Genomic DNA, 14,868 nt, shown 5'->3' on the forward strand with positions numbered 1-14,868 from the left:
TTTCCTACTCCTGAATGGGGGGTTCATCCGGAATGAGGTCTTCCGGGTCGATATCGGGTTCGGCTTCCTCGCCGGTGATCGAACGGCGCAGCAGGCGCTTGCCGTCATCGGACAGCAGCCCCAGATCGCGCGGGTCACGCACGGAGGCGGGATCATACATCGCCTTTACCGATGTGATCAGCTGGTAAAACTGCGCCTTGATGTTGATGCGGAACTGGATCGGCAGCGCGGCGAGGCGCTTGGTGATGAAATTCTGCTTGGTGCCCTCGCCCTGCTTGACCCCGTCGAAACGGACCTTGGTCACGATTTCGCCGGTCAGCGGACCATCCATCGCCAGTGACATCTGCGTGTAATCCATGCTCTTGAGCGCATCGAATGCGAAATTGACCATGGGCGACATATCTTCATAGGTCAGCGCCCCAACATAAGAGATATTGCCACCCGGTGGGCGCGAGATCAGCACGCCCCGATCGATGCGGCCATTGCCGCTGGTGTCGAAGATAATAGGGATCGTCCCGTCAAATGTACCATCGGCGGAGATGTTTTTCAGATCCATCTGCGCGAGGAATTCGTCCGCCTGCAGTCCGACAATCTCGAAAATATAGCTGCGCTGCTCGCTGACCCCGAAATTGAGATCGACATTACGCAGGATCAGACGTCCGCCCATAAACGGCCAGCTGCCGCCAGAAACCGCCAGCAATTGCCCGCCGCGCAATTCGAACTCGATCTCGCCACCCAGCACTTCAACGCCCGGATTGACCGAAGCGATACGGATTTTCTGGCCCGGCGCAGTGGTCATGCCCAGCAAATCGCTGAACACGATGGTGCCGCTGGCGCCCTGAACCGGGCCAAATGCTGCTGCGAAATCGAATTCGTCGCTGGTGAATTCGCCCGTGCTGGTGATTGTGCCATTGCTCGCCCAGTCGATCCGCCCGGTCCCGGTCACAGTGCCGCGCGCATTGGCGATCACGCCCAGCGCCCGCGTCGTCAGCTGGTCGGGCTGGAGCTGGCTGTCGAATTGCAGGCCCGGCACATCGAGATCGGCATAGCCTGACCCGGTCTCAAGGCTGTGGCGAATATCGGCAATGGTCACGATGCGGTCGGTGCCCGGATGGCGCAGGTCGGCGTGCGCTGTCACGATATTGTCGATCAGCGTCAGCGTCCCGTCACGCGCCTCCAGCGGCTCGAAACGGTCGGGCTCCTCACGATCAAGCAAGCGGAATGCGCCATCGGTCAGCGCGACCTTGCCGCGGGTGTAGTCCCAATTGCCGCTGGCATTGCGAATATCGAGCGGGATTGCCGCCAGCGTGACTTCGGCATCATCGAAACTGCCCGCAATATTGTCGCCCAACCGCGCGGTGAGGTCGGAAATGCGGAACCGGCTGGCAGTGGCCTTCGGGCCAAGCGCAATATCCACAGCACGCGCCTTCATGACGCCGGGATAGGCAAAGCCGACCGGCCCGCTCGACAGCGTGATCGGAGTTTCGCCAAGATAACCCGCCAGATCGAGCGACGGCGCGCCAGCAGCGATTTTCAGCCCGCCACTGCCATATTGCAAGATCGGGCGTCCCGATGCCGGGCACAGCGTCAGCCCGCGTTTTTCGAACCGCAAATTGGCCAGTTCCAGCCGGTCAAAGGCGATGGCGGTGCATTTGGTCCACAGCGCCAATTCGCCGCCCGGCGTCCAGCGCCCGCTTACGGGAACGCGCAGACCGCGCGCTGCCCCGCCGGGCAATGGTCCGCTGGACTCGACACGGCCTGAAAAGCCCAATGCGCCGCCAGCCCCCTGCGCCACCGTCATTTGCGGAATTGCAAGCGAGGAACCGCCTGCCGTGTAAGGCGCCATCGCCAGGCGGAAAGCGCTGTCGCCGGACGCGCTGCGTTCCATCCGGCCATTGATTTTCGGGATGCCGGGGCCGCCAGTAGCGATATTCCCGGCGATGCGCGCAGGTGCGTTGCCTTCGCTGGTGAGTTCCACGCGCGACAGCGTCAGAATGCGGGCGCCGCTGCCACCGCGCAATTCGGCGCGGGGGGCGAGCAGGCTCAGCGCGTCGCCGGTTTTGCGCAACCGCACATCGGCTTCCAACGCACTGCCGCGGGTTTCTTGCTGCAAGGCCGCCGCGATCTGGCTGACGATTGGTGCAACCAGGGTGCCCTGCCCGCTGCGCGACAAGGAATTGATCGATGCCACCAGCTGAGGGCCAAGCCGCAAGCCATTGCCCTCGATCGCGCTCTCGACCTCGATCCGTTCAAACCCGTCACGCCCGCGAAGCACGCCCTCGGCGGTCATCACTGCGGCCAGTGCCTGCGGTGTCTCTACGCTGCGCGCAGCAAGCGTGTAGCGTGCCGTGACCAACGCATCGCGCATCTGCGCGCGCACCGTTCCGCGCAGCGCCCCGGCCTTGTTGTCGCCATAGCGCATCGCGCCGCCGTCGATCCGCGCTACCAAAGCAGGATTGGCAAGCTCGGCATTCGCGCTGGCTTCCATCTCCATGTCGAAATCGGCAAGCTGGATGCCTTGCTCCTTGCAAGTCAGCGCGCCCAGCCGCAGCGGCCCGGTAAATTTCGGTTTCCCGTCACTGGTCGATACTTTGCCATAAGCCGTCACACGCTCAGCGGCGCAATCGGCGAAGGCCAGCGCAGGCGCATTGGCGGCGATGATCCCGGCAAAACCGTCCCGCAGCAGCCCGGCACCTGCCAGCTTCAAGCCGACAGGTCCGAAATCCGTATCGATCAGCCCGCGCCCGTCGCGGATCGCCAGATTGATTGCGGGCAGCCCCGGCGGGCCGCCGCTGTCGGCAAAAATCACCTTGTCGAGCGAGCCGAAGCTGAGCTGCCCATTGCGATAGCGGCCATAGAGGCGCGGCTCGACCAGCGTGACCTTGTCAATCGAGGGCACGCCGAAGCGGTGCCGCAGCCGCACGATCACACGCTTGGCAGTGAAGTCCGGAGCATCGGCAGAGCCAATTTGCACATCTGACAGGATTTGCGTGCGTGGGCCAATCCGCTGGATCTGGTAAGTTGCGGGGAGGTCGTATGCTTCGAGCTGGTCGGCGACGAAATCGTCAGCGATGCTCTCACGCGTGAACCAGGCAAAGGCCAGCAATCCCGCCAGCACCAACGCCAACACGCCGGGCACCAGCCAGCGCTTGCGGCGCCAGCGCGAACGGGCGGAGCGATATTCGCCCTCGTCCACACCATCTGGTTCGTTCGTGACCCCGTCCATCATCCAACACTTGTGCGAATTGCAATGCAAAGGCAATGCAATGCCTTGGAACCCACCTAATGGGGATTTGGTTGCCACAGCCTGACAAAAACCCGCTCGCCCATTCCGGCGCGGGCCATCGCGAGCGTTTGCGCCACCGCCTGCTGACCGGCGGCGCGGAGGCACTGGCCGATTATGAGCTGCTGGAATTCCTGCTCTTCGCCGGAATGCGGCAAGGCGATACCAAGCCGATTGCCAAGGCGCTGATTGCACATTTCGGCTCGCTTGCCGCGGTTCTGAATGCTGAGCCTGATGCTTTGATGCAGGTTAAGGGCATGGGCGAAGCGGGTGCAGCGGCGCTGAAAAGCGTGGCGCTGGCGGCCCGGCGGATGGCGCGCGGGGCGGTGGAGGACAAACCTGTTCTGGGCAGCTGGCAGGCACTAATCGACTATCTGACCATCGATATGGGGCATCTGACGCGCGAACGGGTGCGTGTGCTGTATCTGGATGCGCGCAACCGGCTGATCGACGACCATCACGTGGGGGATGGCTCCATCGACGAGGCGGCGATCCACCCGCGCGAGGTCATCCGCAAAGCTTTCGATCTGGGCGCGACTGCGCTGATTCTGGTGCACAACCACCCCAGCGGCAACCCCGAACCCAGCCGCGCCGATATCGCCATCACCAAGCGAATTGCCGAGGCTGGCCGTTTGCTGGATGTCACTGTTCACGATCACGTGATCGTTGGGCGTGGCAGCCATGTGTCGCTGCGGGCCAAGGGGCTGATCTAACCCCCGCCCCAATCCTCCCGGCCCAGATCGGTCACATTTTCGGCTTCACCCCGTGACGGGCATAGCGATCGGCAAGCTCGGGAGAAATGCGCAGCGCCGTTTCAATCTCGCGCTTGCCCTTTGCGTCGCCCTGTTCGAGCAGGATGATCCCGCGCAAATAGCGCGATGCCGAAAGTCCGGGAGACAAAGCCAGCGCGGCATCAAGATCCGCAATCGCAGCAGCCGCATCGCCCAGCCGGTAACGCACCATCGCGCGGCTATCGAGCGCGGCAGCAGTACTGCCGCCTGAATTCTCGACAGCGCGCGTGCAGCGTTCCAGCGCATCTTCCAGCGCCACTCCGAACAATCCGCGGAACCAGCAATCGGAATTCAGCAGCGAGGCGTCTTGCGGCTTGGCGGCAACCTCATCCTCAAGCAGTTCGATGGCCGCAGAAGTGTCGCCGCTCAATCCGGCGACAGTGGCATAGCTGTCAGCATAGCCAGCCCGCTCTTCATCACCGACGACCAGTTCTTCGAGCAGATCCATCGCCTCGTCAGTGCGGCCGGAATAGGCCATCATTTGCGCCAGCTGGAACGCAGTATCGTTCTCTGGCTCAAGGTCATAAGAGGCTGAAATATCGGCAATCGCAGCCTCATTGCGGCCCAGCGATTCCAGCACCGACGCGCGCCACAGATAAAGGCCTGAGGACGGGACTTCATCCAGCAGCTTGTTGAAATCGGCCAGTGCCGCCTCGCGCTCATAAATTCGCGACAGGAAATACGCCCGTTGCTTGAGCGGCTGCTGATCGTCGGCATCGGCAAAATCGATGGCCTTGGCAAAGGCGTCCAGCACCGGCTTGGTACGTTTCCGCAAATCCTTGGGCGCAAGGTCCCAGCGCAGCGGAATATCAACCGGGGCAACCAACCGCGCCGGAGTAGCGGCCAATCGCCGCGCAGCCCGCTTCACCTCTGGCAATTCTGCCGGAGCGATTTCGCCAAGCAGATTAATTACCTCGGCCCGCGACATCAGCCTGTTGCCGACCAGCTTGGAATAGCCGGTCAGTTTCACATTACCAAAACCGCCCGCAACTTCGGTTTTTCCGGTCAGCGTAAAGCCATCGACATCCTTGGGCAGGACAACGACACCCTTTACCAGATTGCGTCCCGGACCCTGGGTGCTGACAGGAATTTCGCGCCAGTCACGCCGTGCGCGGTCGGCTGAAAATTGCAAGTCGCTGCCACTGTCGTTTTCAAGAACGTAACGGCCATCTTCCCAGCTGAATTCGCTGTCGCTGACCCCTTTGATGACAATCGACGCCGCTCCTGCGTCCTCGTCATAATCAATGGACACCGAACTTACGACGCTCATCCCATCCCCACCAGAGGTGATCGACTTGGCAATGTTGCGCAGTGCTTCGTCATCATCGGCAGCGGCGACCTGACGCAGCGAGGCGCCTCTGGGACCATAAATTTTCATGCCGAGCGTCATCAGGCCCGCCAGATCGACACCCGCAGAGTAATCCGCTTCAAGCTCCATCACCATATCGGGATAAGGCTGCTCGCGCTGGGTCATGGGGACCAGATCCGAACCCGCAGCAGTCAGCGGCAAGGCGTGATAGAACGCCGGAACCTCGCCCAGATTGGTAATCCGCGTGGCGGCGCTGGTGCCGTCGAGCCAGTAATCGACCCCGCCGATTTGCGCGCGCACGATCATGTGATCGAAATTGCCCGGGACCGGCAGCAATTCGGGCAAGGCATCGCCGCCCTTGGTGGTCACCAGAACCGGGACAGCTGCAATTCCCATCTCGCGCAGCAGCGACAGCAGCAGGACCGATTTGGCCTTGCAATCGCCATAGCGTTTTTCCCAAGTCTCGTCGGCGTCCTGCGGCAGGTAATTGCCGCCATCCAGACCGTTCAGCAAATAGCTGACATCATCCTGCACCAGCCGGATCGCACGGGCAGCGCGTTCAAGCGGATCGGACGTCGCCCGCATGATCTTTGCAGCTTCGGTCTTGACGTCGCTGCCCTGGGACAATGTTGCCGCGGCATCGTAATGCGGGTGCATCGTGCGCGAAAGTTCCTGCCAATCGGCATAGGTGCCCACGCGCAGCATCGGCGTGCGCAGGAAGCGCGAGGGTGCATCCTTGGGCATTTCCTTGGCCTTGGCGAGCGGCAAGGTGACTTCGATGCGGCGGTAGCCGTTGACCAGTTCCGGCGCTTCGACCCCGGCACGCTCTTCAGCGCGCCAGAACACGTCTTCACCTTCGGGCCAGCTGACGATAGCGCGCGAGAAACCCACCCGCCACGGATCGGACGGCAGATATTGCAGCGCCTGCATTTCCGAGCCCAGCGCCTGATCGGCAATGGTCGTGCTGTGCGTGACGCGCAGGACGTCGCCAATTTTCAGGCCGGGCACGGCAAGTGTCGCGGTCAGCCGTCCGTCTAGCAGACGGTTCTCAAGCCCTTCCTCACGGCGCAGCACATCGAATTGCTCCCCGGCGGCGAGCAGATCAATCGTCTCGTCACCACGCAGGATTTCGATACGGTGGATGGTCAGATCGCCTTTGTCGGGCAGCCAATTGACCGTCACCGTGCCCGCTTCCATGAGCGAATCGGGATCATCGAGGCGGATCGCCGTGTCTTCGTAAGTGGAGACCACGCCATTTTCGAGCCGGTGCTGCCAATCATACAGCAGGTCAGCGGGTCCGTCCTTGACATCGCTTTTGGTAAGCTTCGCCGGCTCAACCCAGCTCGGCGGACTGCCATACAGAACAGTATCGCCAGCAACCGCCGGGTTTGCCCACAGGGCCAACATTGAAATGCCAATGGCGAAGGCCGGTACCGAGATACGCTTTGTAATTTTATCGCTCATAAGGAACAGCTTATCGCAGCTTCGTCCAGTGAGCTATGACATTTGCGACAATAGCCGAATTTAGACCGCGCCCAGCCTGCATGGTTGCAACTTTGCCGCAGCTTGCCTAGCGGCGCGGGCACACCTTGCCCTGCCGCTTTTCGCCGGAGTCCCCGAACATGGTCCCCCGCTACGCCCGCCCCGAAATGACCGCCCTGTGGGAACCGGAAGCGAAATATCGCATCTGGTTCGAGATCGAAGCGCACGCCACTGAAAAGCTTGGCGAGCTGGGCGTCGTACCGAAAAGCGCCGCCAAGGCGCTGTGGGACTGGTGGGCGACCAATCCAAAAATCGATGTCGATGCCATCGACGCGATTGAAGCTGTGACCAAGCATGACGTGATCGCCTTCCTGACGTGGGTGGCGGAGAATGTCGGCGAGCAGGCACGCTTCATGCATCAGGGCATGACCAGCTCCGATGTGCTGGACACCACGCTGGCGGTTCAACTGGCGCGCGCCAGCGATTTGCTGCTTGCCGATCTCGACGCATTGTTGGCAGCGATCAAACGCCGTGCGGAAGAGCACAAATACACGCCCACCATTGGCCGCAGCCACGGCATCCATGCCGAGCCGGTAACTTTCGGACTGAAGCTGGCGCAGGCCTACGCCGAGTTCGACCGGTGCAAGACCCGCCTGCTGGCTGCACGCGCAGAAATCGCGACCTGCGCAATTTCTGGCGCGGTCGGTACTTTTGCCAATATTGCCCCTGAGGTTGAGGCCCACGTCGCCGAAAAGCTCGGCCTGACAATTGAGCCTGTCTCGACCCAGGTCATCCCGCGTGACCGCCACGCCATGTATTTCGCCACGCTGGCAGTGATCGCCGGGTGCATCGAGCGGGTCGCTGTCGAAGTGCGCCACCTCCAGCGCACCGAGGTGCTGGAAGCTGAGGAATATTTCTCCCCCGGGCAAAAGGGTTCGAGCGCGATGCCGCACAAACGCAACCCGATCCTGACCGAAAACCTGACCGGTCAGGCGCGCATGATCCGCGCCTATGCTATGCCCGCGCTGGAGAATGTGGCGCTGTGGCATGAACGCGATATCTCGCATTCTTCTGTCGAGCGTTTCATCGGCCCCGATGCGACTGTCACACTCGACTTTGCATTGGCGCGGCTGACCGGCGTGGTCGACAAACTGCTGATCTATCCCGACCGCATGAAGGCGAACATGGACCGCATGGGCGGCCTGATCCATTCACAGCGGGTGTTACTGGCACTGACTCAGAACGGGGTGAGCCGCGAGGACGCCTATCGGCTGGTCCAGCGCAACGCCATGAAGGTGTGGGAATCGGATGGCCGCATGATGCTGCTCGATTTGCTGAAACAGGACGCGGAAGTGACCGCCGCGCTGTCTGATGCCGAACTGGAAGACCGCTTCGATCTCGAATATCACTTCAAGCACGTCGACACGATCTTCGCCCGCGTATTCGGCAACCCGCGCTAGACGCAGCGCGTTTGCGCGCCTAGCAAGTCAGGACAGACAACAGGGGAAACGCACCAAATGCAGATCGTCCGCACAATCTTATGGGCCGTGTTGCTGTTCGCCCTGGTGGCATTCTCGTTCTTCAACTGGAAACCGGTCGAAGTGCAGATCTGGTCGGATCTGGTACTGGAAACCAAACTGCCCGCGTTGGTCGTGGTCGCCTTCCTGCTGGGGCTGGTCCCGATGTGGCTGCTGCACCGCGGCAGCAAGTGGCGCCTGACGCGGCGCATCACCGCGCTGGAAACCGCCACCACCAAGATGAGCGCGCCCGCCGCCAGCAAGCCGGTTACCCCCGGCACCGCTACGGAAACCCCGCCACCAGCACCGGTATCGCCGCGCGATCTGCCGCCTGAGCCGGCCAATCCTATCGATCCGGAACCTACCCGGCCCCTATGACCAATCCGATTTATCTCGCAATCGACGTGCCCCACCTTCGTGACGGGCTGGCGCTGGCAGAGAAGGCCAGGGCGCACATTGGCGGGATAAAGCTGGGTCTCGAATTCTTCTGTGCCCACGGCGCGCACGGGGTTCACATGATTGGCCAGCTGGGACTGCCGATTTTCCTCGACCTCAAGCTTTACGACATTCCCAATACCGTGGCCGCTGCGATGCAGGCGATCCATGTGCTGGAACCGGCGATTGTCACCGTTCACGCCAGCGGTGGCCGCGCGATGCTGGAAGACGCCAAGGCCGCTGCGGCAGAACACACCAAGGTGGTCGGCGTTACCATGCTGACCAGTATGGATGACCGCGACCTGGAGCGTACCGGGATCAAGGGAACCGCGCATGACCATGTGATGCGGCTGGCCGAATTGTCGAAGGATGCCGGGCTGGATGGGATCGTTTGCTCGGGTCACGAGGTAAAGGCCGTGCACAAGCAATGGCGCGACGGTTTCTTCGTCGTGCCGGGCCTGCGCCCTGCGGGCAGTGCGGCAGGCGACCAGAAGCGCGTTGTCACTCCGCGTCAGGCACGCGATGACGGGGCCAGCGTGCTGGTTATCGGCCGCCCGATCAGCCGCGCCGAGGATCCAGCCGCCGCCGCGCGCGCGATCGAGGGAACGCTCTGACACCGCGCCAATGCGGCGGAACGATTGCCGCCGCTTGCGGGTTTTGAAATCCTGACATCTGGAGAAATCACTGTGAGAAAAGCACTCCCACTGTTGCTGGCCGGTATTGCCGCCGCACTGCCGCTCGCCCCGCTGGCCGCGCAGAATGTTGCGGGCACGGAAATCACCGCCGGGCACACGCTGCTGACCGTCAATGGCGAGGGCAAGACGCTGCGCGAACCCGAACTGGCAGTGTTCAGCGCCGGTGTTACCACGCAGGGTGCGAGCGCTGCCGAGGCGCTGGGCGAAAACTCACGCAAGATGTCGCAGGTTATCGCCTCGCTCAAACGCGCCGGGATTGCGGAGCGTGATATCCAGACCAGCAATCTGTCGATCAGCCCGGTCTATGCCAATCCCGAACGTGACGCGATGATGGCCGCGCGTGCCAGCGGACAGCCCTATATCGCCCCGTCGCCAGAAAACCGTGTTCCCCGGATTATCAGCTATACCGCTAACAACACTGTGTCAGTCCGTCAGCGCAAGCTGGGCGATTATGGCAAGGTGATCGACACGCTGGCAACTGCCGGGGCCAATCAAATCAATGGCCCGGCGTTCCAGATGGACGACCCCGAGCCTGCCCTGAATGAAGCGCGCCGTGACGCCGTACGCAGCGCGCGCGCCAAGGCCGAACTGTATGCCAGTGCTGCGGGCCTGCGCATAGTTCGTGTGGTGTCGATCAGCGAGAGCGGCGGTTATTATGGTCGCCCGCCACAAATGTTTGGCGAGTCCGCAAGAATGGCCGCACCGCCACCACCGCCCGCACCGATACAGCCGGGCGAGATGCAGATGTCTGCCAATGTCTCGATCCAGTACGAACTTGCGCCCTGATCGCGCTCCAGCTGCCCTAGTCACACCCGATGAACTCACCTGAGATCAAGATCTGCGGGATCAGCGATCCCGCCGCGCTCGACGCCGCAATTGGCGCGCGTGCGGACCATGCCGGGCTGGTGTTCTTTGCGCCCTCCCCGCGCAATCTTGCACTGGGTGATGCGCGCGCACTGGCAGAACGCGCCACAGGACGGATCGGCAAAGTGGGGCTGTTTGTGGATGCCGACGACAGCTTGATTGCTGATGCAGTGAACGCGACACAGCTTGATGCGCTGCAATTGCACGGTGAGGAAACGCCAGAGCGCGCCGCGCAGTTGAAGGCCCGCTTCGGCCTGACAGTTTGGAAAGCGCTGCCGATCGCTTCACCCGCCGATGTCGAACGCGCGCGTCAATATGATGATATCGCCGACCTCATTTTGTTCGACGCCAAGACGCCAAAAGATGCGGCTTTACCCGGCGGAATGGGACTGCGGTTCGACTGGTCGCTGCTGTCAGGCTATCGCGGTAAAGCACGCTGGGGTCTGGCAGGGGGCCTGACACCGAACAATGTTGCAGACGCCATCGCCCAGACCGGCGCAGCGCTGGTCGACACGTCTTCGGGCGTCGAAAGTGCTCCCGGTGTCAAGGACGTGGACAGAATCGCAGCCTTCTGCAAAGCCGCGCGGCCATGACCCAGAACCCCAATTCCTTCCGCAACCAGCCAGATGATCGCGGCCATTTCGGCGATTACGGCGGGCGTTATGTCGCCGAAACGTTGATGCCTCTGGTGCTCGATCTTGAGCGCGAATACCGCGCGGCGCAGGCCGATCCCGCGTTCAAGGCGCAATTTGACGACCTGCTTGAACATTATGTTGGCCGCCCCAGCCCGCTCTATTTTGCGGAGCGGCTGACCGAGGCTCTCGGAGGGGCGCAGGTCTGGTTCAAGCGTGACGAATTGAACCACACCGGCGCGCACAAGATCAACAATTGCATTGGCCAGATCCTGCTGGCGATGCGGATGGGCAAGACGCGCATCATTGCGGAAACTGGCGCGGGCCAGCACGGCGTGGCAACCGCCACCGTCTGCGCGCGCTTCGGCCTGCCCTGCGTGATCTATATGGGCGCGACCGATGTGGCGCGGCAGGCACCCAATGTGTTCCGTATGAAGCTGCTGGGTGCAGAAGTGGTGCCGGTAACCAGCGGCGCCGCCACGTTGAAAGATGCGATGAACGAAGGGATGCGCGACTGGGTCGCGAATGTCCACGACACCTTTTACATCATCGGCACCGCCGCCGGGCCGCACCCCTATCCCGAAATGGTGCGCGATTTCCAGAGCGTGATCGGCATCGAAGCGCGCGCGCAAATGCTCGGACGCACTGGCCGCCTGCCCGATCTGCTGGTCGCCTGTATCGGCGGCGGGTCGAATGCGCTGGGCCTGTTCCACCCCTTCCTCGACGATGCGGATGTTAAAATGCTCGGCGTGGAAGCGGCAGGCCACGGGCTGGACAAGGAACATGCCGCCAGCCTGCTGGGCGGATCACCCGGTGTGCTGCACGGCAACAAAACCTATCTGCTGCAAGACGAAGACGGCCAGATCTCCGAAGGCCACTCGATCAGCGCGGGCCTCGACTATCCCGGCATCGGCCCCGAACACGCCTGGCTGAAAGACACCGGCCGAGTCGAATACACCGCCGTGACCGATGACGAGGCACTGGAAGGCTTCCAGCTGCTTTGCCGCACCGAAGGCATCATCCCCGCGCTGGAACCCAGCCACGCGATTGCGGCTGTTGCGAAGCGAGCGAAGGACATGGACCGCGACGCGATTATCCTCGCCAATTTGTGCGGGCGCGGCGACAAGGATATTTTCACCGTGGCTGAAAAGCTGGGAGTGGAGATTTGACCAAAACAAGGCTCGCGTTCATTGCAATAGGTCTGTGTTCAGTTTTGCTATTGTTCCAAACGTGGGTTCTCGGCGACAACTTTGAGACGCCTTGGTTCGTCTGGTTGCCAATCCTTGGCATCTTGGGGTGGTCGCTTTGGCAATTGCGTGCACCACCCGATCCGGCGAGCAAACTGTTTGATTTCAACCCTAAGCGTGGTCTTCTTTATTTCTTTTTGGGCTTGCTGATCTTCCCACTCACTCTAAGTATCGACGCAATTTTTGGCGCGGACATATCAATGACTGACGCGGCTCTGTTTACGGCAGGAGGTTCAATTTTGATCGGCCTCATTGGCGTATTCACGGAGCATGTGAACGTATGACCCGCCTCTTCGCCGCCTTGTTCTTACCCTCTCACCTTCAGGGGAGAGGAAGGAGCCGCGCAGCGGCGGGAGGAGAGGGGGATGCGTGACCACGCCTCGCTGAAGCACGCCCAAGCCATGCGCAAGGATCTGCAGGAATCGGAGATGCGGATGTGGCTGGAGTTGCGGGCTGGTCGTTTCTGCGGGATCAAGTTTCGCCGCCAGAAGGTGATCGGAAAGTTTATCGCCGATTTTGCATCGAACGATCCCAAACTTGTCGTGGAACTGGATGGCGATACGCACACAGGGCGCGATACCTATGACGCTGCGAGAAGCCGACATCTGGAAGATCAGGGATACAGGGTGGTCAGGTTTATGAATTCCGATGTCATCGGGAATATGGATGGCGTGTTAGAGCGCTTGACGGAGGTTGTTGTGGATATGGGATATTCCCCTCTCCCAACCCTCTCCCCTGAAGGGGAGAGGGCCTGATAACCCGCCTCTCCTCCGGTTTCGCCAAGTCCCCCTGTCCTACAGCGCTTCGCCCGTGCGATAGTGACGAAATGACGATGCCTCACTTCTCTTTACGCGCCAAATCGCCTTCGCTCGCCCTGCCCGGATTTTTTACCCTTGAACTGTGTAACACCCGGTCCATGTCTCAGCTTCAAGCAGAGTTAGATGAACGATAATCCCGCCATGACCGCTTCGAATCGCCTCTCCTCAACCTTCGGCAAACCGCACCCCGCCCTCATCTGCTTTCTTACCGCAGGGGATGGCGACACCGCGGCCAACCTCGACGCGCTGGTCGCGGGCGGCGCGGACGTGATCGAATTGGGGATGCCCTTCACCGACCCGATGGCCGATGGTCCGGCGATCCAGGCGGCGAATTTGCGCAGCCTTGGCGCGGGGACGACCACTGCCTATGTGTTCGCCATCGCCTCCGCCTTTCGCACGCGCCATCCTGACACCCCGCTGGTGCTGATGGGCTATGCCAATCCGATGGTGCGGCGCGGGGCGGACTGGTTTGCGGATCAGTGCAAATCCGCTGGCGTCGATGGCGTGATCTGCGTGGATATTCCGCCTGAGGAGGACGACGCGCTTGGCCCGCAATTGCGCGCGGCCGGGGTGGCGCCGATCCGGCTGGCCACGCCGACCACTGATGCGCGGCGCCTGCCGCAGGTTCTCGAAGGGTCGGGCGGGTTTCTCTATTACGTTTCGGTTGCCGGGATCACCGGCCTGCAACAGGCGGCACAGGGCTCTATTGCGGAGGCGGTGGCACGGCTCAAGGCTGCCACGGATTTGCCCGTGGCCGTCGGTTTCGGCGTGCGCACTCCCGATCAGGCGGGCGAGATTGCCAGAGTTGCGGACGGCGTGGTCGTCGGCTCCGCACTGGTCGAGCTGGTTGGCAAGCATGGCAAGGACGCTCCGCGCCATCTTCGCGAACTCACCGAGAGTCTTGCCAAGGCGGTGCATTCGGCGGCAAAGGCTTCAACATGAACTGGTTCACCAAAGTCCGTAACAATCTCCGTTTCCTGCCCAAGCGCGCGACGGATGAGAATCTGTGGGTCAAATGCCCCAGCTGCCAGCAGATGGTGTTCGGGCAGGAGTATCACGAAAACCAGTCCGTCTGCCCGCGCTGTGATCATCATGGCCGCATCGGCGCGGATGCGCGGCTGGCGATGCTGCTGGACGATGGGTTCGAGGTGCTGCCGGTCCCCGAGGTCAAGGAAGACCCGCTCAAGTTCCGCGATACCAAGAAATACACCGACCGCCTGAAACAGGCGCGCGCCAAGAACCCGCACCGCGATGCGTTTCTGGTGGGCTCTGGCGCGATTGACGGCAGGCCGGCAGTGATCGGCGTGCAGGATTTCGGCTTTATGGGCGGCAGCATGGGCATGGCCGTGGGCACCGCCTTTTGTCAGGGCGCCGAACGCGCGCTGACCCGCCGCTGTCCCTATATCGTGGTCACCGCAGCGGGCGGCGCGCGGATGCAGGAAGGTATCCTCAGCCTGATGCAGATGCCCAAGGCAACCGTGATGACGCGGCGGCTGCACGAGGCGGGCCTGCCTTATATCGTGGTGCTGACCGATCCGACCACTGGCGGCGTGACCGCCAGCTATGCCATGCTGGGCGACATCCACATTGCCGAACCGGGCGCGCTGATCGGCTTTGCCGGACAGCGGGTGATCCAGGACACCATTCGCGAACAGCTTCCCGATGGCTTCCAGCGCGCCGAATATCTGCGCAAGCACGGCATGGTCGACATGGTGGTGCACCGCCATGATTTGCGCGATATGCTGGCCACGGTGACCGACTATCTCTCACCCAAGCAGGCGGCCTGACCCACACG

At 62.0% G+C, this 14,868-nt stretch carries 13 protein-coding genes; 11 read left to right on the top strand and 2 right to left on the bottom strand.

Annotated features, from left to right (window positions below; translation table 11 throughout):
• Window positions 1-4: 4 nt before the first annotated feature.
• The gene (locus FEV51_RS02800) at window positions 5-3,229 is read right to left on the bottom strand and encodes an intermembrane phospholipid transport protein YdbH family protein (protein ID WP_246034400.1); all 3,225 of its coding nucleotides are present in this window, start codon (window positions 3,227-3,229) and stop codon (window positions 5-7) included.
• Window positions 3,230-3,285: 56 nt separating this feature from the next.
• Here FEV51_RS02800 and radC point away from each other — a divergent pair, with 56 nt between their 5' ends.
• Window positions 3,286-3,996, top strand: coding sequence for a RadC family protein (radC, locus tag FEV51_RS02805; RefSeq protein WP_138615696.1), 711 nt, complete (start codon window positions 3,286-3,288; stop codon window positions 3,994-3,996).
• Window positions 3,997-4,027: 31 nt separating this feature from the next.
• Here the strand turns inward: radC and FEV51_RS02810 are convergent, their stop codons facing one another.
• Complete coding sequence (locus tag FEV51_RS02810) at window positions 4,028-6,847, bottom strand: DUF3857 domain-containing protein (protein ID WP_138615697.1); 2,820 nt, start codon at window positions 6,845-6,847, stop codon at window positions 4,028-4,030.
• Between the two features lie 158 nt (window positions 6,848-7,005).
• On the opposite strand from FEV51_RS02810, the gene purB reads away from it, so the two are divergent.
• The 10 genes from purB to accD all read left to right on the top strand — a co-directional run bounded on the left by purB (window position 7,006) and on the right by accD (window position 14,860).
• A complete protein-coding gene (gene purB, locus FEV51_RS02815; protein ID WP_138615698.1) occupies window positions 7,006-8,325 on the top strand; it encodes an adenylosuccinate lyase in 1,320 nt (439 codons plus the stop codon).
• A gap of 57 nt (window positions 8,326-8,382) precedes the next feature.
• Complete coding sequence (locus tag FEV51_RS02820; RefSeq protein WP_138615699.1) at window positions 8,383-8,760, top strand: DUF1049 domain-containing protein; 378 nt, start codon at window positions 8,383-8,385, stop codon at window positions 8,758-8,760.
• Window positions 8,757-9,431 (top strand): orotidine-5'-phosphate decarboxylase, encoded by a 675-nt coding sequence (pyrF, locus tag FEV51_RS02825; protein WP_138615700.1) that lies wholly within the window; start codon window positions 8,757-8,759, stop codon window positions 9,429-9,431. Before FEV51_RS02820 ends, pyrF begins: the two co-directional genes overlap by 4 nt.
• A gap of 72 nt (window positions 9,432-9,503) precedes the next feature.
• Window positions 9,504-10,298, top strand: coding sequence for an SIMPL domain-containing protein (locus FEV51_RS02830; protein WP_138615701.1), 795 nt, complete (start codon window positions 9,504-9,506; stop codon window positions 10,296-10,298).
• Between the two features lie 29 nt (window positions 10,299-10,327).
• Window positions 10,328-10,969, top strand: coding sequence for a phosphoribosylanthranilate isomerase (locus tag FEV51_RS02835; protein WP_138615702.1), 642 nt, complete (start codon window positions 10,328-10,330; stop codon window positions 10,967-10,969).
• A complete protein-coding gene (gene trpB, locus FEV51_RS02840; RefSeq protein ID WP_138615703.1) occupies window positions 10,966-12,177 on the top strand; it encodes a tryptophan synthase subunit beta in 1,212 nt (403 codons plus the stop codon). Before FEV51_RS02835 ends, trpB begins: the two co-directional genes overlap by 4 nt.
• Window positions 12,174-12,539 (top strand): hypothetical protein, encoded by a 366-nt coding sequence (locus FEV51_RS02845; RefSeq protein WP_138615704.1) that lies wholly within the window; start codon window positions 12,174-12,176, stop codon window positions 12,537-12,539. The genes trpB and FEV51_RS02845 overlap by 4 nt, the downstream gene beginning before the upstream one ends.
• Window positions 12,540-12,620: 81 nt before the next feature.
• Complete coding sequence (locus FEV51_RS02850; protein ID WP_246034401.1) at window positions 12,621-13,010, top strand: endonuclease domain-containing protein; 390 nt, start codon at window positions 12,621-12,623, stop codon at window positions 13,008-13,010.
• 186 nt (window positions 13,011-13,196) lie between these two features.
• A complete protein-coding gene (gene trpA, locus FEV51_RS02855) occupies window positions 13,197-14,015 on the top strand; it encodes a tryptophan synthase subunit alpha (RefSeq protein WP_425466588.1) in 819 nt (272 codons plus the stop codon).
• Complete coding sequence (accD, locus tag FEV51_RS02860) at window positions 14,012-14,860, top strand: acetyl-CoA carboxylase, carboxyltransferase subunit beta (RefSeq protein ID WP_138615705.1); 849 nt, start codon at window positions 14,012-14,014, stop codon at window positions 14,858-14,860. Before trpA ends, accD begins: the two co-directional genes overlap by 4 nt.
• Window positions 14,861-14,868 lie beyond the last annotated feature (8 nt).

Origin of the sequence: Qipengyuania marisflavi (assembly GCF_005884405.1) — a bacterium.
GTDB lineage: Bacteria > Pseudomonadota > Alphaproteobacteria > Sphingomonadales > Sphingomonadaceae > Qipengyuania > Qipengyuania marisflavi.